This is a genomic window from Arthrobacter sp. TJ-263 (genome assembly GCF_058269155.1).
The window spans coordinates 400,430-420,698 of sequence record NZ_JBZCNE010000003.1; the positions used below are offsets into that span (position 1 = coordinate 400,430).

General features: G+C 71.4%; 19 protein-coding genes. 9 read left to right on the plus strand and 10 right to left on the minus strand.

Annotation, left to right across the window (positions count from 1 at the left end):
* The first annotated feature begins 119 nt into the window (after positions 1-119).
* Positions 120-686 carry an inorganic diphosphatase gene (locus AC4D2F_RS16050; RefSeq protein ID WP_104167473.1) on the plus strand — a complete coding sequence of 189 codons (567 nt, stop codon included), beginning with the start codon at positions 120-122 and terminating at the stop codon, positions 684-686.
* Positions 687-822: 136 nt separating this feature from the next.
* Positions 823-1,452: a hypothetical protein gene (locus AC4D2F_RS16055; RefSeq protein WP_490911490.1), complete on the plus strand. Its 630-nt coding sequence runs from the start codon at positions 823-825 to the stop codon at positions 1,450-1,452.
* Positions 1,453-1,496: 44 nt separating this feature from the next.
* Here AC4D2F_RS16055 and AC4D2F_RS16060 read toward each other — a convergent pair whose 3' ends face one another.
* Together AC4D2F_RS16060 and serS are read right to left on the minus strand one after the other, a co-directional pair.
* A complete protein-coding gene (locus AC4D2F_RS16060; protein WP_490911491.1) occupies positions 1,497-2,333 on the minus strand; it encodes an HAD family hydrolase in 837 nt (278 codons plus the stop codon).
* Positions 2,334-2,367: 34 nt separating this feature from the next.
* Positions 2,368-3,657, minus strand: a complete 1,290-nt coding sequence (gene serS, locus AC4D2F_RS16065; protein WP_490911492.1) for a serine--tRNA ligase — start codon at positions 3,655-3,657, stop codon at positions 2,368-2,370.
* Positions 3,658-3,724: 67 nt separating this feature from the next.
* On the opposite strand from serS, the gene AC4D2F_RS16070 reads away from it, so the two are divergent.
* Positions 3,725-4,873 carry a diacylglycerol/lipid kinase family protein gene (locus tag AC4D2F_RS16070; RefSeq protein WP_104168180.1) on the plus strand — a complete coding sequence of 383 codons (1,149 nt, stop codon included), beginning with the start codon at positions 3,725-3,727 and terminating at the stop codon, positions 4,871-4,873.
* Here the strand turns inward: AC4D2F_RS16070 and AC4D2F_RS16075 are convergent.
* The 4 genes from AC4D2F_RS16075 to AC4D2F_RS16090 form a co-directional block, all read right to left on the minus strand.
* Positions 4,870-5,202, minus strand: a complete 333-nt coding sequence (locus AC4D2F_RS16075; protein ID WP_146067425.1) for a hypothetical protein — start codon at positions 5,200-5,202, stop codon at positions 4,870-4,872. The two genes, AC4D2F_RS16070 and AC4D2F_RS16075, sit on opposite strands and share 4 nt — an antisense overlap.
* Before the next feature lie 87 nt (positions 5,203-5,289).
* Entirely contained in the window at positions 5,290-6,264 is a 975-nt protein-coding gene (locus AC4D2F_RS16080) for a DNA topoisomerase IB (RefSeq protein WP_490911494.1), read from the minus strand.
* A 44-nt stretch (positions 6,265-6,308) separates the two neighbouring features.
* Positions 6,309-7,289: a prephenate dehydratase gene (gene pheA, locus AC4D2F_RS16085; RefSeq protein ID WP_258069836.1), complete on the minus strand. Its 981-nt coding sequence runs from the start codon at positions 7,287-7,289 to the stop codon at positions 6,309-6,311.
* Positions 7,286-7,612 carry a rhodanese-like domain-containing protein gene (locus tag AC4D2F_RS16090; RefSeq protein WP_490911496.1) on the minus strand — a complete coding sequence of 109 codons (327 nt, stop codon included), beginning with the start codon at positions 7,610-7,612 and terminating at the stop codon, positions 7,286-7,288. Before AC4D2F_RS16090 ends, pheA begins: the two co-directional genes overlap by 4 nt.
* Before the next feature lie 83 nt (positions 7,613-7,695).
* On the opposite strand from AC4D2F_RS16090, the gene AC4D2F_RS16095 reads away from it, so the two are divergent.
* The 3 genes from AC4D2F_RS16095 (at position 7,696) to AC4D2F_RS16105 (ending at position 12,277) form a co-directional block, all read left to right on the plus strand.
* Positions 7,696-9,090, plus strand: a complete 1,395-nt coding sequence (locus tag AC4D2F_RS16095; protein WP_490911497.1) for an amidase — start codon at positions 7,696-7,698, stop codon at positions 9,088-9,090.
* A 46-nt stretch (positions 9,091-9,136) separates the two neighbouring features.
* Positions 9,137-10,600, plus strand: a complete 1,464-nt coding sequence (locus AC4D2F_RS16100; RefSeq protein WP_104167483.1) for a peptide MFS transporter — start codon at positions 9,137-9,139, stop codon at positions 10,598-10,600.
* A gap of 153 nt (positions 10,601-10,753) precedes the next feature.
* The gene (locus AC4D2F_RS16105; RefSeq protein WP_490911499.1) at positions 10,754-12,277 is read left to right on the plus strand and encodes a long-chain-fatty-acid--CoA ligase; all 1,524 of its coding nucleotides are present in this window, start codon (positions 10,754-10,756) and stop codon (positions 12,275-12,277) included.
* On the opposite strand, the gene AC4D2F_RS16110 is transcribed toward AC4D2F_RS16105, so the two are convergent.
* Positions 12,274-13,467 (minus strand): glycerate kinase, encoded by a 1,194-nt coding sequence (locus AC4D2F_RS16110; protein WP_490911501.1) that lies wholly within the window; start codon positions 13,465-13,467, stop codon positions 12,274-12,276. The genes AC4D2F_RS16105 and AC4D2F_RS16110 overlap by 4 nt on opposite strands.
* Before the next feature lie 31 nt (positions 13,468-13,498).
* Positions 13,499-13,678: a hypothetical protein gene (locus AC4D2F_RS16115; RefSeq protein ID WP_490911502.1), complete on the minus strand. Its 180-nt coding sequence runs from the start codon at positions 13,676-13,678 to the stop codon at positions 13,499-13,501.
* Positions 13,679-13,836: 158 nt separating this feature from the next.
* Between AC4D2F_RS16115 and pgm the strand changes: the two genes are divergently transcribed.
* Entirely contained in the window at positions 13,837-15,468 is a 1,632-nt protein-coding gene (gene pgm / locus AC4D2F_RS16120; protein ID WP_490911503.1) for a phosphoglucomutase (alpha-D-glucose-1,6-bisphosphate-dependent), read from the plus strand.
* An 8-nt stretch (positions 15,469-15,476) separates the two neighbouring features.
* Here the strand turns inward: pgm and AC4D2F_RS16125 are convergent, their stop codons facing one another.
* Both AC4D2F_RS16125 and AC4D2F_RS16130 read right to left on the minus strand, forming a co-directional pair.
* Positions 15,477-16,865: an aldehyde dehydrogenase family protein gene (locus tag AC4D2F_RS16125; protein ID WP_490911504.1), complete on the minus strand. Its 1,389-nt coding sequence runs from the start codon at positions 16,863-16,865 to the stop codon at positions 15,477-15,479.
* Complete coding sequence (locus tag AC4D2F_RS16130) at positions 16,862-17,713, minus strand: SDR family NAD(P)-dependent oxidoreductase (protein WP_490911505.1); 852 nt, start codon at positions 17,711-17,713, stop codon at positions 16,862-16,864. The genes AC4D2F_RS16125 and AC4D2F_RS16130 overlap by 4 nt, the downstream gene beginning before the upstream one ends.
* Positions 17,714-17,809: 96 nt before the next feature.
* Between AC4D2F_RS16130 and AC4D2F_RS16135 the strand changes: the two genes are divergently transcribed.
* Positions 17,810-19,138, plus strand: a complete 1,329-nt coding sequence (locus AC4D2F_RS16135; protein ID WP_104167489.1) for a uracil-xanthine permease family protein — start codon at positions 17,810-17,812, stop codon at positions 19,136-19,138.
* Positions 19,139-19,194: 56 nt separating this feature from the next.
* Positions 19,195-20,196 (plus strand): hypothetical protein, encoded by a 1,002-nt coding sequence (locus AC4D2F_RS16140; protein WP_490911507.1) that lies wholly within the window; start codon positions 19,195-19,197, stop codon positions 20,194-20,196.
* Positions 20,197-20,269 lie beyond the last annotated feature (73 nt).

Here is a 20,269-nt window from a genome sequence, read left to right on the forward strand (position 1 = left end):
CCGGGTACCGGCGGACGACCGATATGTTAGGGCTGACGATCAAACAGTAGACCGCGGAGCCCCCTTTTCCCGAGGGCGCGGCCGCGGGCCGACACCACCGACCTACCCCAGGAGTTGCCATGAAGCTCGACGTCACCATCGAGATCCCGAAGGGCTCGCGCGTCAAGTACGAGATCGACCACGACACCCACCGGCTGCGCCTCGACCGCGTCCTGTTCACGGCCATGCAGTACCCCACGCACTACGGCTACTTCGAGAACACGCTCGGCGAGGACGGCGATCCGCTGGACGCGCTGGTCATGCTGCAGGACTTCGACCTCATCCCGGGCGTCCTCGTGGAATCGCGTCCCATCGGCGTCTTCAACATGGTCGACGACGGCGGCGGGGACGCCAAGGTGCTCTGCGTCCCCGTGGACCCGCGCTTCGACCACATCCAGGACCTGTCCGACGTCTCGGACTTCCTGCTCGACGAGATCAAGCACTTCTTCACGAAGTACAAGGACCTCGAGCCGGGCAAGTGGGTCGAGGCCGCGGACTGGGCCGGGCGCGAGGAGGCCGAGGCCGAGGTCGAAGCATCCCTGCAGCGCTTCAAGGATCTCGGCGACGTGAGCGCGGAGGACGAGCCGCAGGGCCGCTCGGTCGACGTCGAGGCGAAGAACGCCACGGAGACGCCCGAGGGACGCTAGCCGGGGAGCCGCACGGGAGCCCCTGCCGTCGTCCCATCGGGAGGACGGCCGGGGCTCCCGTATGTCCAGGGCCCGAACGCACGCGAAATCAACGCACTTGCGTTGATTCGCATCCTCGGGACTCCATACTGATGCAATGCACTACGTCCTGACGATCAACCAGCGAGACTCGCGTGAGGCCGGGGACCTCACCGCCGACCTGCTGAGGTCGCTGCGCCACGTGCCCGCCGCGGTGCCGTTCCAGCGGTCCGTCGGCGACGAGGTGCAGGGCGTGACGGACTCGGCGACGGCGGCCGTCGAGGCGGCGCTCCGCGCCCTCCGCCACCGGCGCTGGCACGTGGGCGTCGGCGTCGGCGGCCTCACGCCCCCCGTGCCCGAACGCCTCGTGGACGCGGAGGGCTACGGCCTCGTGTACGCCCGCCGCGCGGTGGACAGGGCCCGGAGGACCGGAGAACGGATTCCGCTCGCGGTCGAGGGGCCGGACGGCGACATCGCGGCCGAGGCGGAGGCCGTGCTGCGGCTGCTCGGCCAGATCGTCGCCACACGGACGGACGCCGAGTGGGCCGTCGTGGACCTCATGACGCCCGGGGCGCGGGGGCAGCAGAAGTACGTGGCGCAGGAACTCGGGATCACCACGCAGGCGGTCAGCCGGGCCGTCGTCCGGTCCCACTGGACGGAGGAGTGGGCCACGCGGCCCGCCGCGGCACGGCTGCTGGACCTCGCGCACGGTCCCGCGTCCCTCCCCGCCGCGGCCCTGGCCTACTGATCGGCGGGAGCGGCCGCTGGTCTCCGGGGGTCGGACGAGGGGGGTCAGACGAGGGAGCGGAGGACCTTCGCCGCGCCGTCGTCGTACACGCTGCCGGTGACCTCGGAGGCGACCGAGCGCACCTCGTCCGGCGCCTGCCCCATGGCGACGCCGCGCCCCGCCCACTGGAGCATCTCGATGTCGTTGCGGCCGTCGCCCACGGCGACCGTGTGCGCCCGGGAGGTGCCGAGGCGGTCCCTGAGGACCTCCAGGGCGCTGGCCTTCGTGACGCCCGCTGCGGCGATGTCGAGCCACGCGGTCCAGCCCACCGAGTAGGTGACGCCGTGCAGGCCGATGGCTGCGACGGCCTCGCCGAACTCCTCGGCCGAACTGTCGGTGCTGAAGACCACGACGCGCACGGCGCGGGACTCGAGCATCTCCTCGAATCCGACGCTCTCCGCTTCCGAGCCGAAGCTCGCATCCTGGAAGCTCTCGGTCGAGAGGAACCTGCCGCGGTCGTCCTCCAGGGCGTACTTGGCGGACGGCAGGCGGTCCCGCAGCGCACTGAGGGCCGGCCTGGGGTCGAAGGTCACGCGGTCGATGACCTCGAACCCCCCGGGGAGGGCCGCGTCGATCCTCAGCGTGACGCCCCCGTTGGAGCACACGGCATAGCCCCGCGTGATGCCGAGGAGCCCGATCACGGGCAGGGTGGCCCCGAGGGAGCGCCCCGTGGCGATGATGACGTCGTGCCCGGCTTCGATGATGGCCCGGGCGGCGTCGCGGACCTCGTCCGTCATGACACCCTCGTGGTCCACGAGGGTGCCGTCGACGTCGAGGGCGACCAGATGCTGTGTGCGGTTGTCCTGCCGGTCATCGATGCCGGCGTTGGTCAGAGTAGTCATACCCCTTAGTGAAGCAGACGCCCCCGAGACGCGGCTAGCGTGGCGCCAGTACGGGAAGGATCTCCAGTCCGTTCAGGTACGGACGCAGGGCGGCGGGAACCGTCACCGAGCCGTCCGGGTTCTGGTGGTGCTCGAGGATCGCGACGATCCAGCGCGTGGTGGCGAGGGTCCCGTTGAGGGTCGCGACGGCGCGCGTGCCCTTCTGCCCGTCCCCGTCCCGGCGTTCGCGGATGTTCAGCCGGCGGGACTGGAAGGTGGTGCAGTTCGACGTCGAGGTCAGCTCGCGGTAGTCGCCCTGCGTGGGGACCCACGCCTCGCAGTCGAACTTGCGGGCGGCGGACATGCCGAGGTCGCCGGCCGCGGTGTCGATGACGCGGTAGGGCAGCTCCACCTTCGCGAGCATCTCCTCTTCCCAGGCCAGCATGCGCTCGTGCTCCGCGGGGGCGTCCTCCACCGTGGTGTAGGTGAACATCTCCACCTTGTTGAACTGGTGCACGCGGATGATCCCGCGGGTGTCCTTGCCGTGCGAGCCCGCCTCACGGCGGTAGCAGGACGACCAGCCCGCATAGCGGAGGGGACCCGCGCCGAGGTCGAGGATCTCGTCGGAGTGGTATCCGGCGAGGGCGACCTCGGAGGTGCCCACCAGGTAGAGGTCGTCCGCCTCGAGCCGGTAGATCTCGGCGTCGTGGGCGATGTCGAAGCCGGTGCCCTGCATGGTCTCGGGGCGGACGAGGGTGGGGGTGATCATGGGCGTGAACCCGGCCTCCATCGCCTGGTCCAGCGCCATCCGCAGCAGGGCCAGCTCCAGGCGCGCCCCCACGCCCTTCAGGAAGTAGAAGCGCGATCCGGAGACCTTGGCGCCCCGCTCCATGTCGATCGCCCCGATCAGCTCGCCGATCTCGAGGTGGTCACGGGGCTCGAAACCCTCGGCCGTGAAGTCGCGGGGGGTCCCGACCTTCCTGACGACCGCGTAGTCGTCCTCGCCACCCTCCGGCACGCCCTCCTGCACGAGGTTGGGGAGCTTCCGCAGCAGGGTCTCCTGGTCCGCCTTGGCCTCCTCGGATGCCGCTGCAGCGGCCTTCACGGCACCGGCGAGCTCCTTGACCTCGACGAGCAGCGCCTGCTTCTCCTCGCCCCTGGCCTGGGCGACCCTCTTGCCGAAGGCGTTCTGCTCGGCGCGGAGCGTCTCGTAGGCCGTCACGGCCTCACGGCGGCGCGTGTCGGCGGCGAGGACGGCGTCGACCAGCGACTCGTCCGCCCGGCGGGCACGCTGTGATGCTCGGAACTGCTCGGGATTCAGGCGGAGGTCGTTGACGTCGATCACCCGCTAAGACTACCCAACCTCCGGTCCCCGCCCGGCCCGGCGGGACGGGCCGCTATTGTGGGTGATCATGCGCCGCAAACTGCTCGCCGGGACCGCTGCGGCGTCCGCCGCCGTCGCATCCATCCAGTCCTACTGGTCCGTGCGACGCCTCCAGCAGACCCGGACGCCCACGGCGTCCGTCCATGAACCCGTACCGGTGGGCAGCGGGCCACAGCGTGTGGCCCTCGTCCTGAATCCCACCAAGCTGCAGGCCCACGCCGCGCGGGCGCTCGTGGAACAGGCGTGCTCCGATGCCGGCTGGACCCCTCCGCTCATCCTCGAGACGACGATCGCGGACCCGGGCACGGGGCAGGCGGAGCAGGCCCTGGCGGCCGGGGCGGACCTCGTGATCGCCGCGGGCGGGGACGGGACGGTGCGCGCCGTCGCCCGGGCCCTCGCGCACCAGCCCGCGGCCCTCGGCCTGCTGCCGCTCGGGACCGGCAACCTGCTGGTGCGTAATCTCGGCCTGCCGTACAACGACGTCGCCGGGTGCCTCCGCCTCGCGCTGCACGGCTTCGAACGGCGGATCGACATGGGACGGATCACGCTCCGCAACGAGCACACGATGACGGTGTCGGAGTATCCCTTCCTCGTGATGGGCGGGATCGGCTTCGACGCGAGCGTCATGGCGGCCACCAAGGACGACCTCAAGGAGAAGTACGGCTGGCTCGCCTACAGCGAGGCCGGCATGCGGCACCTGCCCGGCAGACGGCGGCGCATCTCGATCAGCCTGGACGGCCAGCCCCCGCAGACCCGGAAGGTGCGCAGCCTCCTCGTGGCCAACTGCGGGAAGCTGCCGGCCGGCGTGGACTTCGTGCCCGACGCGCGGATCGACGACGGCTACCTCGACGTCGTGGTGCTCAGTCCGCGGAGCCTGCTCGGCTGGACCTTCATGGCCGCGAAGATCCTCCTCCGGCACCGCGGCGGCATCCCCGTCATCAGCTACTACCGCGCCCGTGAGGTCACCGTGTGGTCCGGGGAACCGATCGCCACGCAACTCGACGGCGACGCCTCGGGGACGGTCACGTCGATGACGGCCCGCGCGGATCCGGGTGCCCTGATGGTGCGGGTGCCGCCTCCGGTCCCCGGACCACCGGGGTCCGCTCCGGCCCTGTCGCTCCCGTCCTGGCGGCGACCGCCGCTCCCCGCAGGACAGGAGTCCCGCGGCCGCTCCTAGCGGTCGCGGTCGGTGTATCCGCCCTCGCCCTCGGGCGTATCGACGAGCGGCTTGTCCTTGTCGGTGTACTCGCCCTCCTCGGCCGGGTTCTCGGCGGAGGTGTACCCGCCCGACCCGCCTGCGGGTTCGGCACTGGTGTAGTGGCCCTCGTCCTCGACGGCGTCCCCGGCCGACCCGCCCTCGGCCTGCTCGTTGATCAGCGCCTGCTCCTCCGCGAAGCGGAGATCGTTGCCCTGGTCGCCGGCGTCGCCGTGCCAGTTGGGATCCGACGTCGAGCCGTCACCCTTGTTGGGGTTCACGATGTGTCCTTCGTGCGAGTTCTCGGTCATGATGCTGCCTTTCATCGGAGGATGCGCTCCTCGTTGGGCGCCCGCTGCCAGCGTACTGAGGAACGGGATGGTTGGAAATGCTCGGTGTCAGTCGCGCAGCAGTTCCTGCACGGCCTTCTCCGAGGCCGAGTAGGAGGTGATGGGGATGACCTCGCCGCTCATGAAACGATCGACGAGCCGCGGGTCCACGTAGGAGCTCCTGGCCACCGTGGGCGTGTTGCCGAGGTGGTCGGCGACGGCCCGCATGGTGGCACTGACCGCCTTCTGGCGGGCCGTGCGGGTCGTGGCAGCGAGATCCTCCCTGGCGAGGGCCATGGCGGCGACGACGGTGGCCTGCCACGTCCTGAAGTCCTTGGCGGTGAACGGCCCGCCCGTGACCTGCCGCAGGAACTCGTTGAGCTGGGAGCCGTCCACGTGGTGCCATACGCCGTCCTCGGTCCGGTGGGCGAGGACGGTGTCGGGGTCCTCGCGCTCCAGCATCGGACGCAGCGCCTCGGCGAGGTCCTCGTCCTCCAGGCGGGTGTCCCACTGCTGGCCGCTCTTGCCGGGGAAGTCGAACAGGATGACGTCCCCCTGGACGGTGCAGTGCTCCACCAGCAGCGTCGTGACGCCGAAGGACCCGTTGGCCTCCGCGTACTGGGCCGACCCGATCCTCAGGGCACCGGCGTCGACGATCCGGAGCGCGGCCGCGAAGGCGCGCTCCCTGGGCACCCCGTCGCTGCGCAGGTGCTGGGTGATGGCACGGCGGGCACTCGGCAGTTTCGCGCCGAAGTCCAGGGCGCGGTCGAACTTCTCGCGGTCCTTCTGCTCCCGCCACGCAGGGTGGTACATGTACTGCCGTCGGCCGGCGTCGTCCGTCCCGATGGCCTGGACGTGGCCGTTGGGGTAGGGCGCGATCCACACGTCCTTCCATGCCGGCGGGATCACCAGCTCCCTGATGCGCTGCACCTCGTCGGGGTCCCGGAGCGGCGCGCCGTCCGGCGCACTGTAGCTGAAGCCCTTGCCGTGCCGGCGGCGGGTGATACCGGGCCTGCGCGTATTGCTGCGCCGCAAACGAGCCATCGTGGAACCAGCCTTCGGTGGGAGGAGGACCTTCGATACTAAGCCTACTGTGTTTCAGCTCCTCCTCGCTCGGCGCCTTCCCGGCCCCGGACGATGTCCTCCAGCCAGGCGTCGGCAGCCCCGAAGGCGTCGTCGGAGGTGTGGCGCTCCACGGCCGGGGAGCGCCGGTCGGCGCGGGCATACGAGCCGAGGAACCGCAGGTCGGGGCTGATGCGGTGCAGGCCCTTGAGGGCGTCGGCCACCCGGGCGTCCTCGACGTGGCCGTCGGCGTCCACGCTGAAGAAGTAGTCGCCGAGGAACTGCCCCGTGGGCCGCGACTCGATACGGCTCAGATTCACGCCCCGGGCCGCGAACTGGTCGAGGATCTGCATGAGGGCGCCGGGATGGTCCTCCGGCAGCGGGATCACGAGGGTGGTCTTGTCGGCTCCCGTGCGCGGGGGCAGGGCGTCCGGCCTGCCCACCAGGATGAAGCGGGTGACGGCGTCGGTGACGTCCCCGATGTCCGTGGCGAGCACGGCGAGGCCGAGGCGTTCGGCGACGAGGGGCGAGCAGATCGCCGCGTCGTAGCCGTGATCGTCGCCGGCGAGCCCGAAGGCGGCCGCCGCGGTCGACGACGACGGGAAGTACTCGGCCTCCCGCACGTGCGCGTCGACCCAGTTCCTGCACTGCGCCCAGGCGTGCCCGTGCGTCGCGATGCGCCGGACCGCGTCCAGGGCGGTGCCCGGCCGGGCGGCGAGGACGAAGGTGATGGGCACGAGCTCCTCGCGCAGGATGCGCAGCGGCTCCCCCACCGCGATGGCGTCCAGGGTCGCGCTCACCCCGCCCTCGACCGAGTTCTCGATGGGCACCATCGCGGCGTCGACGGAACGCGCGCGGACGGCGTCGAGCGCCGCCCCCACCGTCACGGCAGGGACGCGTCGCGCGGCGTCGGCGCCCGGCACCTGGAGCAGGGCGGCCTCGGTGAAGGTCCCCTCGGGCCCCAGGTAGGCGTAGGAGGGACCGTCCGTCCGGGCGGGGCCGCTCACAGGACCGTGGGCTCGCCGCCCACCTCGGACACCATCGGCTTCCCGGCCTCGAGCCAGGCGCCCATGCCCCCACTCACGTTGACGGCCGTGTAGCCGTTCCCCTCCAGCCATTCGGCGGCGCGCTGCGACCTGCCCCCGCTGCGGCAGATCACGTGCAGGTCCTCGTCCGGATCCAGTTCCCCGAGCCGGGCGGGCAGCTCCCCGAGGGGGACGTGCAGCGCGCCGGCCACGTGCCCGGCCTCCCATTCGTACTGCTCGCGGACGTCGAGGATGCGCGCGTCGTCGGGTACTGCCGTCACCGGTACGTTCTGGATTTCGCTCATGCACCCACCTTTTCACGGGGCGGCGGGGCGTCGCCATTGCTACGGTCCGCCCCGCCCTGCGGCGGCTCCTATAGTGGTCCCTGATGAGCGAACTCCACGAACTCTCCGCACTCACCCTCCGGGATGCCCTGGCGCGTGGCGCCGCCGGCGCCCGGGAGGTCACCGAGCACTTCCTCCGCCGGATCGACGCCCTCGACCCCGAGCTCGGCTCGTTCGTCACGGTCACGCACGACGACGCCCTCCGCGCCGCCGACAACGCCGATCGCGTCCGCGCCTCGGGTGCGGCCCTCGGCCCCCTGCACGGCATGCCCCTCGCCCACAAGGACCTCACCGACGTCGCCGGCGTGCGGACCACGCTGGGTACGGCCGCCCTCGACCACGCCGTCGCCGGGCAGGACGCCCCGCTCGCCGCGGTGCTGCGCCGGGCCGGGGCCGTCAGCCTCGGCAAGACCCAGGTGCCCGAGTTCGGGCTGAGCTGCTACAGCGAGAACCGCATCGCCCCGCCGGCGCGCAACCCCCTCGACCGCCGGCTCAGCCCGGGCGGATCCTCCGGCGGCAGCGCAGCGGCGGTGGCGGCGCGGTTGATCCCGTTCGCGCCCGGGACCGACGGCGGCGGATCCATCCGCATCCCCGCGGCCGCCACCGGCCTGGTGGGCCTCAAGCCGAACCGGGGCCGGGTGCCGTCGGGATCCGGGCAGGCCGATCTCGGCCAGTTCGTCGTCGCCGGCCCCCTCGCCCACTCCGCGGTGGACGCCGGGCTGCTGCTCGACGCACTGGTGCAGGAACCGAACTACCGGCCCACGAGCGCGGCGTCCCGCTACCCGGGCTCCTTCACGGACGCGGCCCTGCGGGCCGAGGGGCGCTTCCGGATCGGCGTCAGCACGGCGTCGCCCTTCGCCGGGGCCATGGAGATCGGCCTCGACAGCGCCGCCACGGACGCGTTCACCGCCGGCATCGGGACGCTGCAGCGCGCCGGCCACGACCTCGTGGAGGCCGACCTCACCTACGACCCGCGCTACCACGACGCCTTCCAGCTCGTCTGGACGGCCGGACTGGCCACGGCCCCGATCCCCGACGACCGCGAGGACCGCCTGACGGACATCACGCGGGTGCTGCGGCGCCGGGCCCTCGGACGCAGCGCGGCCGACCTCGCGGGCGCCGTCGACGTGCTGCGGCTGTTCGAGCACGACACCATCGAGCAGTACTCCCGCTACGACATGATCCTCACACCGGCGCTCGCCATGACCCCGCGGCCGATCGGCTGGTACACCGACGCCGACGGCGACACCGACTACGTGCGGCAGTGCCAGTACTCGCCCTACACCTCGATGGTGAACGTCTGCGGCCTGCCCGCCGTCACCGTCCCGACCCTGCGCCTGCCCGACGGCCTGTCGATGAGCGTTCAGCTCATCGGCAGGCCCGGGGAGGAGGCGCAACTGCTCGCCGCGGCGGCACACATCGAGGCACATCGGCAGTAGTTCCGCGACTTTGCATCCCCCGGCGCCGCGCGGCACCATGGAAAGAATGAGTACCACGCTGCCCGCCGTCGACACCGGTGAGAAGACATTCCTCGGCCACCCCCGCATGCTGGCCAACCTCTTCAGCGTCGAACTGTGGGAGCGGTTCTCGTTCTACGGGATGCAGGCGCTGCTCCTCTACTACATGACGTACTCCCTGGCCGAGGGCGGCCTCGGGTTCGACCCGGGACTGGCGGCCGGACTCGTGGGTGCGTACGGCGGCGGTGTCTACCTCTCGACGATCCTCGGCGCGTGGCTCGCCGACCGCGTGTTCGGCTCGGAGCGGGTGCTGTTCTCCTCGGCGATCGTCATCATGTGCGGGCACGTCGCCCTCGCCCTGCTGCCCGGCGTGACGGGCCTCGCGGCCGGCCTCGTGCTGGTCGGTGTCGGCTCGGGCGGGCTCAAGGCGAATGCCTCCTCGCTCGTCGGCACGCTCTACCGGTCCGGTGACGATCGACGCGATGCCGGCTTCTCCATCTTCTACATGGGCATCAACATCGGCGCCCTCGTCGGCCCGCTGCTGACGAACCTGGCCTGGGACGCCTACGGCTTCCATGTGGGCTTCGGACTGGCCGCGGTCGGCATGGCCGCAGGGCTGATCCAGTACTCCCTCGCCCGCAGGAATCTCCCGGCGGCAGCGCACGAGGTCGAGAATCCCCTGCCCCGCACCGAGTACCGGCGCTGGATCGGCATCGCCGCCGCCGCCGTCGCGCTCCTCGTCGTGGTCCTGGCCACCGGGCTGCTCAACGCCGGCAATCTGGCCGACGTCATGGCGTACACGGCGATCGCCGCGACCATCGCCTACTTCGCGGTGATCCTCTCGAGCAGCAAGGTCTCCGGCGTCGAGCGGCGCCGGGTGTACTCCTTCATGCCGCTCTTCGTGGCCAGCGCCGCATTCTGGTCCCTGTTCCAGCAGCAGTTCACCGTGGTGGCGCTCTACTCCGAGAGCCGTCTGGACCGGAACCTGTTCGGGTGGGAGATGCCCCCCGGCATGGTGCAGTCCATCAACCCCGTGTTCATCATCATCTTCGCCGGGGTCTTCGCCACCCTGTGGACGCGGCTCGGCAGCCGCCAGCCGTCCTCGCCCGTGAAGTTCTCCCTCGGCCTCATCGTCATGGGTATCGCCTTCCTCGCCTTCATCCCCTTCGCCGGTGGCGGGCCCAACAGCACGCCGCTGATGGGCCTCGCCGCGATCCTGCTGCTGTTCACCTTCGCGGAGCTGTTCATCTCCCCCATCGGCCTGTCCGTGACCACCAAGCTGGCGCCCGAGGCGTTCCGCACCCAGATGCTCGCCCTGTTCTTCCTCTCCATCTCGCTCGGCACCACGGTGTCCGGCCTGCTCGCCGGCCTCTACTCCGAGGAGACGGAGGTGCCGTACTTCGCGTTCAGCGGTGTCACGGCGATCATCCTGGGCGCGGCACTGCTCGCGGGAGCCCCCGCGATCCGGAAGGCCATGAGCGGCGTCCGGTAGCTCCGGCCCCTACGGGACAGGACCCGCTCCGGCCGCCGGGGGGTCCTGTTGCGTGGATGCCCCCGATCCCACAGACTTCTACCCACCGGTAACATCCGTACCGGCAGGTGCAGGATCCCTGCAGGGAAGCGTTGAGAGATCAAAGGAGATCGCGTGTCGAACCTCGCCAACAACCTCGTGGCCACTGCGACGAGGAGCCCCGCGGCGGTGGCCATCAAGCTCGACGACGTCGAGGTCACCTTCGGCGCCCTCGAGGCGCTCAGCCAGAAGGTCGCCACGCTCCTCGCGGAGCACGGGGTGCAGCGCGGCGACCGCGTGGCCCTGATCATGCCGAATATTCCTCAGATGGCATTCGTCTACTACGGGGTCCTCCGGGCCGGCGCCGTCGTCGTCCCGCTGAACCCTCTCCTCAAGGGGCGCGAGGTCGCCTACCACCTCACCGACTCGGGCGCGAAGCTCGTGTTCGCCTGGGAGGGCATCATCGCCGAGGCGCAGGCCGGCGCCGAGGGCTCCGGTGCCGGGACGGGCGGGGACGTCTCCGTCGTGACGGTCGACGGCGGCGCCTTCATGCAGCGCATCTCCGCGGCCGAGCCGACCCCGGGCGTCGTCGAACTCGACGGCGAGGACACCGCCGTGGTGCTGTACACCTCCGGGACCACCGGGCGGCCCAAGGGCGCCACGCTCTCCCACGCCAACCTCTCCCGGAACACGGAGATCTCCCGCGACCTCATGGGCACGAAGGAGGGTGAGGTCCTCTTCGGGGGGCTCCCGTTCTTCCACATCTTCGGGCAGACCTGCGCGCTGAACGCCGCGGTGCTCACGGGCGCCACCGTGACCCTGCTCCCCCGCTTCGAGCCGGGCAAGGCGCTCGAGATCATCCAGCGGGACCGCGTGACGATCTTCGAGGGCGTCCCCACCATGTACGTCGCGATGCTGCGCCACCCGAGCGTCACCGGCACGGACCTCTCCTCCGTCCGCGTGGCCGTGTCCGGCGGGTCCGCGCTGCCGGTCGAGGTGCTGCACGAGTTCGAGCGTGTGTTCGAGGCGGACCTGCTGGAGGGCTACGGCCTGTCCGAGACCTCGCCGATCGTGAGCTTCAACCGCGTGGGACAACTCCGCAAGCCCGGTTCCATCGGCACCCCGGTGGACGGCGTCGAGGTGAGGATGCTCGACCCGCAGGGCACCGAGGTGCCCCAGGGCGAGGTGGGAGAACTCGCCGTGCGCGGCCACTGCGTGATGAAGGGCTACTGGGAGAACGCGGACGCCACCGAGGCCGCCATCCCCGACGGCTGGTTCCGCACGGGGGACCTCGCGCGCGTGGACGAGGACGGCCTCCTCTTCATCGTGGACCGCAAGAAGGACGTGATCCTCCGCGGGGGTTACAACGTGTACCCGCGGGAGGTCGAGGAAGTCCTGTACGAGCACCCCGCGGTGGCGGAAGCCGCGGTGATCGGCGTGCCGGACGACCTGCACGGGGAGGAGATCGTCGCGGTCGTCGGCGTCCGGGCCGAGCACGCACCCGCCGACGACGCCGCCCGTGAGGCCCTCGCGGCGGAGATCACCGCCTTCGCGAAGGAGCGCGTGGCCGCCTACAAGTACCCGCGCCGCGTAGTGCTCGTCGAGGCGCTGCCCAAGGGACCCACGGGCAAGATCCTCAAGCGCGAGATCACGGTCTAGACCCGGCCCGCGCTGAAGACGCCGTAGACCTGCGCGGCGGCATCCTCCATCAGGGCCCCGGCCCCCTCGATCAGTTCGTCGAGGGCCATCGGTCCGGTCGCGAGGGAGAATGCCGCCGCCAGCCCGGCGTCGTGCACCCGGGCGGCCGGGAGCTGGACGCGTCCGGCGATCACCACGACGGCGCACGCCGCGGGGGCGTTCGCCACGACGGCGTGGACCACCTTCCCGCCGAGCGACTGGGCGTCGAAGGAGCCCTCGCCGGTGAGCACGAGATCCGCGTCGGCGAGCGCGCCGGCGAGTCCGACGGCGTCGGCCACGAGGGCGGAGCCGGGCACGATCTCGGCGCCGAGGAACGGGACGAGGACGGCGGGGAGTCCACCGGCCGCGCCCGCCCCCGGCACCTCGAGCATGTCGACGCCCGTCGACCCGGCGACCACCCGCGCCAGGCGGGAGAGCCCTGCTTCGAGGACGACGACGTCGTCCGGCGAGGCGCCCTTCTGCGGCCCGAAGACCGTCGCAGCGCCGCGCGGTCCGCACAGGGGGTTGTCGACGTCGACGGCGATGCGCCAGCGGACGTCACGGGCCCGGGGGTGGAGCTGGGACACGTCGATGGTCGCGAGGGCGCCCAGCGCGCCGCCGCCCGGGGTGAGCGGGTCGCCGTCGGCATCGAGGAAGCGGGCCCCGAGGGCTGCCAGGAGGCCGGCACCGCCGTCGGTCGTCGCCGACCCGCCGATGCACAGCAGGATCTCGTCCGCGCCGTCGCCGAGGAGGCGGGCCGCGATCTCGCCCACGCCGTAGCTGGTGGCAGCGAGGGCGTCGAGGGGACGGTCGGCGACCAGGGGCAGGCCGTTGGCCTCCGCCGCCTCGAGGACCCCCCGGACCCGGGACCCGGGCGCGCCGTGGTCCTCGGAGATGCCGTAACGCGCGGTCCGCGCCCGGCCGGCGGCGTCGTGACAGGACGTGGTCCGCGCCTCGACGCGCCAGGCCGCGAGAAGGGCGTCCAGCGTCCCCTCACCACCGTCGGCAAGGGGTACCAGGACGACGTCGGGCGCGGGATGGCCCAGGCGGGCGGCGGCCGCCGTCACACCCGCGGACATGGCGAGGGCAGCCTCCGCTGCCGGAAGGCTCCCCTTGAGGGAGTCGGGTGCGAGGACGATCCTGAGCGGGCGGCGAGGCGCGGACGTGGTCACGCGTCCACCCTAACGGGCGCGCCCCGGACGGTCAGGCGCCGGTCAGGCGCCTGGTCTCGCCGCCGTTGTCCGCCTCGAAGCCGGGGGCCACCTCTTCCTCGATGCCGGGTCCGCCGTAGCCGCCGGCGTCCTGCTCCTCCGGTGTGCCGGCCTCGTCGGCGCCCTGCTCCTCGGGATCGGCGGTGGGGGTGTCGTCGGGATTCTCGCTCATGGTGCTGCCTTCCGTGATGCGTCTGCTCCCTGGCCGGGCGCTGATACTCAGCTTACTGATGATCGGTCCGCGGGCAACCCGCCATCGCGCCCGCGGAACTCCCGCGTAACCCGCGCTGCACTGGTGTAATCGGGGCCGTTCTTTGACATGCTGGGGCCATGGCTAACCGAGCGGGCACAGTGGCCCTCCCCAGCGACCTCATCGACGTGACCAAACTGCTCGACGCGTACTTCGACGTCGAGCCCGATCTCTCCGATCCCGCCCAGCGGGTGGCGTTCGGCACGTCCGGCCACCGTGGCTCGTCCCTGAAGTCCTCCTTCAACGAGGGGCACATCGCGGCGATCACGCAGGCGATCGTCGAGTACCGCGCCGGTCAGGGCATCACGGGCCCCCTGTTCATGGGCAAGGACACCCACGCCCTGTCCGAGCCGGCGCAGAACACCGCCCTGGAGGTCCTCGCGGCCAACCGGGTGACCGTCCTGGTCGACGCCCGCGGCGCCTACACCCCCACCCCGGCCGTGTCCCACGCGATCCTCGCCCACAACGCGTCGCGCACCGAGCAGGCCGACGGCATCGTCATCACGCCCTCGCACAACCCTCCGGGTGACGGCGGCTTCAAGTACAACCCTCCGCACGGCGGCCCCGCCGACTCCGATGCCACCAACTGGATCGCCGACCGCGCCAACGCCCTGCTCGAGGACGGCCTGCGCGGGGTGAAGCGCCTGCCGATCGCCCAGGCCCGCACGGCGGACGGGATCGGCAGCTACGACTTCCTGCAGCACTACGTGGACGACCTCCCGTCCGTGCTGAACCTCGACGCCATCCGCTCGGCCGACGTGCACATCGGTGCGGACCCCATGGGTGGCGCCTCCGTGGACTACTGGGGCGCGATCGGGGAGCGCCACAACCTGAACCTGACGGTCGTGAACCCGACCGTGGACCCGCAGTGGGCGTTCATGACGCTGGACTGGGACGAGAAGATCCGGATGGACTGCTCCTCCCCGTTCGCGATGGCCTCCCTGATCAAGCGGGCCACGGAGTTCGACATCGCCACCGGCAACGACGCCGACGCGGACCGCCACGGGATCGTCACACCCGACGGCGGCCTCATGAACCCGAACCACTACCTCGCCGTCGCCATCCAGTACCTGTACGCGAACCGGCCCGACTGGCGCGCGGACGCCGTGATCGGCAAGACCCTCGTCTCGTCGTCGATCATCGACCGCGTCGCGGCGGACCTCGGACGCGTGCTGCACGAGGTCCCCGTGGGCTTCAAGTGGTTCGTGCCCGGCCTGCTGAGCGGCGACCTGGCCTTCGGCGGTGAGGAGTCAGCCGGTGCGTCCTTCCTGCGCCTCGACGGCACGCCGTGGAGCACCGACAAGGACGGCCTCCTGCTGGCCCTGCTCGCCTCGGAGATCGCCGCGGTGACCGGCAGGACCCCGTCCCAGCACTATGCCGGGCTGACCGACCGCTTCGGCGCACCGGTCTACGCGCGGATCGACGCCGCGGCCACGCGCGAGCAGAAGGCGGCGCTCGGCAAGCTCTCGCCGTCGGACGTCACCGCGACGAGCCTCGCCGGCGAGGAGATCACGGCCCGCCTGACGGAGGCCCCCGGCAATGGCGCGTCCGTGGGCGGCCTGAAGGTGACCACCGAGAACGCGTGGTTCGCGGCACGGCCGTCGGGCACCGAGGACGTCTACAAGATCTACGCCGAGTCCTTCAGGGGCGAGGAGCACCTGAAGCAGGTGCAGGCCGAGGCGAAGGCCCTGGTGGACGGCGTGATCAGCTGACCCTGGTGCTACAGCAGCAGGCTCAGCAGTTTCCGCTTGATCGGCCCGAAGGGTGGGTACGCGAGCCGTAGCGTATCCACCCCGGTGGGCTTGGAGAAGACCGGCTGCAGATGGCTGAAGGTCCGGAAGGACTGCCGCCCGTGGTAGCTGCCCGTCCCGCTCGCGCCGACGCCACCGAACGGCAGGCCGGGGACCGCGACCTGGATGGTGCAGACGTTGTGGGCGATCCCCCCGGCCTGGACGCGCTCCCTGAACGCGCGCAGGTGCTCGTCGCGGTCGCTGAACAGGTAGGCGGCGAGCGGGTGCGGGCGGGCGCCGATGAAGCGGATCGCGGCGTCGAGGTCCTCGACCTCGAGGATCGGCAGCAGCGGCCCGAAGATCTCCTCCTGCATGAGGGCGGACGAGGGGTCGACGTCGCGCAGGATGGTCGGCTCGATGTACCGCTCGGCGCGCTCGTGCCGTCCGCCCGAGACCACGGTGCCGTCCGCCAGCAGGCCCACGAGGCGGTCGAAGTGGTGCTCATTGATGATCCGCCCGTAGTCGCGGGACGTCAGCGGGTCGCTCCCGTAGAAGTCCCGGACGGTGTCCGCCAGCGCTGCGGCCAGTTCCGGCGCGGCGTCCGGCGTCGTCAGGATGTAGTCGGGGGCCACGCACGTCTGCCCCGCGTTCATGAACTTGCCGAGTGCGATCCTTCGGGCCGCGGCGCGGAGGTCCCCGCCCACGACGACGGCGGGCGACTTCCCGCCCAGCTCCAGGGTCACCGGCGTCAGGTGTTCGGCCGCGGCCCTCATGACGATCCTGCCGACGCGCTCACCCCCGGTGTAGAAGATGTGGTCGAACGGCTGTCCGAGCAGCGCCGTGCTGGCCTCGACGCCGCCCTCGACGACCGTGACGGCCTCCGGGTCCAGGTACTCCGGCACGAGCCGGGCGAGCGTCCGGGACGTCGCGCCGGCAAGTTCGCTGGGCTTGAGCACGGCGGCGTTGCCTGCGGCGAGCGCCCCGACGAGGGGCGCCAGCACGAGCTGGGCCGGGTAGTTCCACGGCCCGATGATCAGCACGACGCCGAGCGGTCGGGCCTGCGTCCATGCCCGGGCCGGGAGCAGCCCGGCGGGCACGCCGACCTTCTCGGGCACCATCCATCGGTCCAGATGCTTCAGGGCGAAGTCGACCTCGGCTCGCACGGAGGCGACCTCGGCGAGGAACGCCTCCGTGCGGCTCTTGCCGAGGTCCTCCTCGAGGGCCGTCGTGAGGTCGTCCGCCCGCTCGGAGAGCAGCCGGCGCAGGGCGCTCAGCTGTCCACGGCGCCACGCCGCGGGGCGCGTGACGCCCGTGTCGAAGTATCGTCGCCGGTCCGCCAGCAGTCCCGCAGCGTCCGTCACGTGCGTGTCGGTGCTCATCGGGCGCCCTCCTGATCGGGGGCGGTGCTCGGGCGCCCGGTGAATCCGTCCATGGAGCTGTACACCCTGAAGACACGGCCCGCCACGACGTCCCAGACCGGCTGCGGCAGGATATTGCGGAGGATCCCGGCGAGCTGCACCGTCCAGGGCAGCTGGACGCGGGCCCGGCCGGCCAGCGTGGCGCGCCATGCCTTGTCGACGACGTACTCCGGCTCCATCAGGGGTGTCATGAGCGGGCCGCGGGCGCCGTCGAACATGCCGGTCCTGATGTAGCTCGGGATGAGCGTGGTGACGCCGATGGGGTGGCCCGTGGACACCAGTTCCAGGCGCAGCGAGTCGCTCCAGCCGATGACCGCCCACTTCGAGGCCGCGTAGACGCTCATGCGGGGCACGGCCAGCGTGCCGGAGGCGGAGGCGACGTTGAGGATCCGCGCGGGCGTGCCGCGTTCCATCATCGCGGGCAGGAACGCGCGCGTCACGTGCATGGGTCCGCCGGTGTTGATGCGCAGCGTGAGATCGATGTCGGCGTGGTGGTCGTGCTCCCAGAAGTACTTCCCGCGCACGATCCCGGCGTTGTTCACCAGGACGTCCGGCACGCCGACCTCGTCGAGGACGGCGCCCGCGGCCGCCTGGACGGACTCCACGGACGCCACGTCGACCACATAGCTGTGCACGGAGGCGGCGCTCGAGGCGAGGCCCGCGACCACGTCCTCGAGGGCGCGGCCGTCCACGTCCCACAGCACGACGGCGGCCGCACCCTCCCTCGCCGCGCGTTCGGCGTACAACCTGCCCATGCCCATGCCGGCACCCGTGACCAGGACGATGCGCCCCCGAACCGTGAATCCCATGCGTGCCTCTTCCTCCGGAACAAGCAACGTAACATCCCGGCCCCACGCTCCCGGTAAACTTTCCCGGAACCCCGACCCGCTTTGGAAGGCATACCCATGAGTGCACGAGGCATCGGCTGGACCCTCCACGGTGACGGGAAGAACGTCCGGCCGGGCGGATTCGTCGCTCCGGAGGAACGCCTGACCTGGCCCAGGACCATCGGCATCGGCGCCCAGCACGTCGTCGCGATGTTCGGCGCGACCTTCCTCGTCCCGCTCATCACCGGGTTCCCGCCGTCGACCACGCTGCTCTTCTCGGGGATCGGGACCATCCTGTTCCTGGTGATCACCGCCGGGCGGGTGCCGAGCTACCTGGGGTCGAGCTTCGCGTTCATCGCCCCGATCGCGGCGGCCCAGTCCCAGCACGGGGCAGCGGGCGCGCTCGGCGGCATCATCATGGCCGGTGCGGCCCTCGCGCTGATCGGCCTGATCGTCCACACGGCGGGTACCCGGTGGATCCAGGTGGCCATGCCGCCCGTCGTCACGGGTGCCATCGTGGCGCTGATCGGGCTCAACCTCGCGCCGACCGCGAAGGCGAGCTTCGAGCAGGCGCCCCTGACCGCACTGGTCACGGTGATCTCGATCCTGCTCGTCACGGTGCTGTTCAAGGGCATCCTCGGGCGCCTGTCGATCCTCGTCGGCGTGCTCGCCGGGTACGCCGTCGCAATGGTCCGCGGCGAGGTGGACTTCGCCGCGATCGGCAGCGCCGCGTGGATCGGCCTCCCGGAGTTCGCCGCCCCGGAATTCCACCTCTCCGTCGTCGGGCTCTTCATCCCCGTGGTCCTCGTGCTGGTCGCCGAGAACATCGGCCACGTGAAGTCGGTGGCCGCGATGACGGGGCGGGACCTCGACCCGTACACCGGACGGGCCCTCATGGCGGACGGCCTCGCGACCATGGTCGCCGGGTCCGGTGGCGGGTCGGGAACCACGACCTACGCCGAGAACATCGGCGTGATGGCGGCGTCCCGCGTCTACTCGACGGCCGCGTACTGGGTGGCCGGCATCGTCGCGATCCTCCTGAGCCTGTTCCCGAAGTTCGGCGCGCTCATCGCGACCGTCCCCGCCGGGGTGCTCGGCGGAGCCGGCGTGGTCCTCTACGGCATGATCGGCATCCTCGGCGTCCGTATCTGGGTCCAGAACCAGGTCAACTTTTCCAACCCCATCAACCTGTCGACGGCCGGGGTGGCCCTGGTCATCGGCATCGCGGACTTCACCTGGGTGATCGGTGACCTGACCTTCGCGGGGATCGCCCTGGGTACGGCCGCCGCGCTCATCATCTTCCACGGCATGACGGCGATCGCGCGGGCGCGCGGGAGCGAGCACGTCGCCGGGCCGGAAGAGCTCGAATCGAGCGACCACGGAACACGGCCCTCGAAGCTGGGCTGACCCGTGACCGGTGCGAAGATGGGATCCATGCGCCCCTCCACCGCCTCCGGCACCCGATGAACACTCCGCGCGAGGTGTGGGCCTCCCCCGCATGGCGGCAGCAGGCCGAACAGTGGATCGACCTGGTGCTGGAATCGTTCGGCGTGACCCGCACGGGTCCCACCGACCAGCCGCGCCTGCGCTTCTGGTCGACGCAGCTCACGGTCCCCACGGACCACGGCACGCTCTGGTTCAAGGAGAACAACCTGGGCCAGCTCGCGGAGGCCTCGATCCTGTCCCTGCTCGGCGAACTGGCGCCGGACCACGTGATGGCCCCGCTCGCGATCGAACCCTCCCGCGGATGGATGCTGGCGGCGGACCACGGCGCGACGCTCGACAGCCTCGGATCGGACGACGCCGCGGCATGGGTCCGCATCACCACCGACTTCGCGGACCTGCAGCGGATCGCCGCCCCGCACGGCGAGCGGCTCGCCGAGGCAGGCCTCGTCGCCATGAATCCCGAGGTGGCGGCGAACTTCGTCGAGAACCAGCTGCTCCTGCACACGGGGCTGCCGGCCGGGCACCCCATGTACCTGTCCGCGGAGGAGGCCGACGACGTCGTGCGCCGCCTGCCGGCCGTCCACCGCGCCGTCGACGCGCTGCGGGCCGTCCCGGTGCCGCTGTCCCTCGACCACAACGACCTGCACGCGCGGAACTGCTTCCTGCCCGGCACGAACGCCGAGCCGCTGCGGTTCTTCGACTTCGCGGACGCCTACTGGGCACACCCGTTCAGCGCCCTGCTCGTGCCCATCACGCAGATGCGGGAGCAGTGGAACACCACGCCGGAGGACCCGCGGATCCGGTCCGTCGTCACGGCCTACCTCGAACGCTGGACCGACCACGCGGCGCTGCCGGAGCTGCGGGCCGCCGTCGGACCCGCCCTGACGCTGGCGGGCATCCACCGGTACGGCTCATGGCTGCGCCTGCTGGTCCATGCCGACGACGACGCCATGCGCGCGTACGCCCCCGCCGCACTGCACTACCTGAAGACGCTGACGGACCCGGTCCTCGAGCTCTAGCCGTGCACCGGGCACTGCCGCCGTCCGTGCGCACGTACGGCGGGTGCCGAGCCGCGCCACCCACCACAGCTGC

What these genes read in the sequence shown, in the direction of transcription:
- AC4D2F_RS16050 (WP_104167473.1), top strand. Translation starts at nt 120, where the DNA reads ATGAAGCTCGACGTCACCATCGAGATCCCGAAGGGCTCGCGCGTCAAG.
- AC4D2F_RS16055 (WP_490911490.1), top strand. Translation starts at nt 823, where the DNA reads ATGCACTACGTCCTGACGATCAACCAGCGAGACTCGCGTGAGGCCGGG.
- AC4D2F_RS16060 (WP_490911491.1), bottom strand. Translation starts at nt 2,333, where the DNA reads ATGACTACTCTGACCAACGCCGGCATCGATGACCGGCAGGACAACCGC.
- AC4D2F_RS16070 (WP_104168180.1), top strand. Translation starts at nt 3,725, where the DNA reads ATGCGCCGCAAACTGCTCGCCGGGACCGCTGCGGCGTCCGCCGCCGTC.
- AC4D2F_RS16075 (WP_146067425.1), bottom strand. Translation starts at nt 5,202, where the DNA reads ATGACCGAGAACTCGCACGAAGGACACATCGTGAACCCCAACAAGGGT.
- AC4D2F_RS16080 (WP_490911494.1), bottom strand. Translation starts at nt 6,264, where the DNA reads ATGGCTCGTTTGCGGCGCAGCAATACGCGCAGGCCCGGTATCACCCGC.
- AC4D2F_RS16090 (WP_490911496.1), bottom strand. Translation starts at nt 7,612, where the DNA reads ATGAGCGAAATCCAGAACGTACCGGTGACGGCAGTACCCGACGACGCG.
- AC4D2F_RS16095 (WP_490911497.1), top strand. Translation starts at nt 7,696, where the DNA reads ATGAGCGAACTCCACGAACTCTCCGCACTCACCCTCCGGGATGCCCTG.
- AC4D2F_RS16100 (WP_104167483.1), top strand. Translation starts at nt 9,137, where the DNA reads ATGAGTACCACGCTGCCCGCCGTCGACACCGGTGAGAAGACATTCCTC.
- AC4D2F_RS16115 (WP_490911502.1), bottom strand. Translation starts at nt 13,678, where the DNA reads ATGAGCGAGAATCCCGACGACACCCCCACCGCCGATCCCGAGGAGCAG.
- pgm (WP_490911503.1), top strand. Translation starts at nt 13,837, where the DNA reads ATGGCTAACCGAGCGGGCACAGTGGCCCTCCCCAGCGACCTCATCGAC.
- AC4D2F_RS16125 (WP_490911504.1), bottom strand. Translation starts at nt 16,865, where the DNA reads ATGAGCACCGACACGCACGTGACGGACGCTGCGGGACTGCTGGCGGAC.
- AC4D2F_RS16130 (WP_490911505.1), bottom strand. Translation starts at nt 17,713, where the DNA reads ATGGGATTCACGGTTCGGGGGCGCATCGTCCTGGTCACGGGTGCCGGC.
- AC4D2F_RS16135 (WP_104167489.1), top strand. Translation starts at nt 17,810, where the DNA reads ATGAGTGCACGAGGCATCGGCTGGACCCTCCACGGTGACGGGAAGAAC.
- AC4D2F_RS16140 (WP_490911507.1), top strand. Translation starts at nt 19,195, where the DNA reads ATGAACACTCCGCGCGAGGTGTGGGCCTCCCCCGCATGGCGGCAGCAG.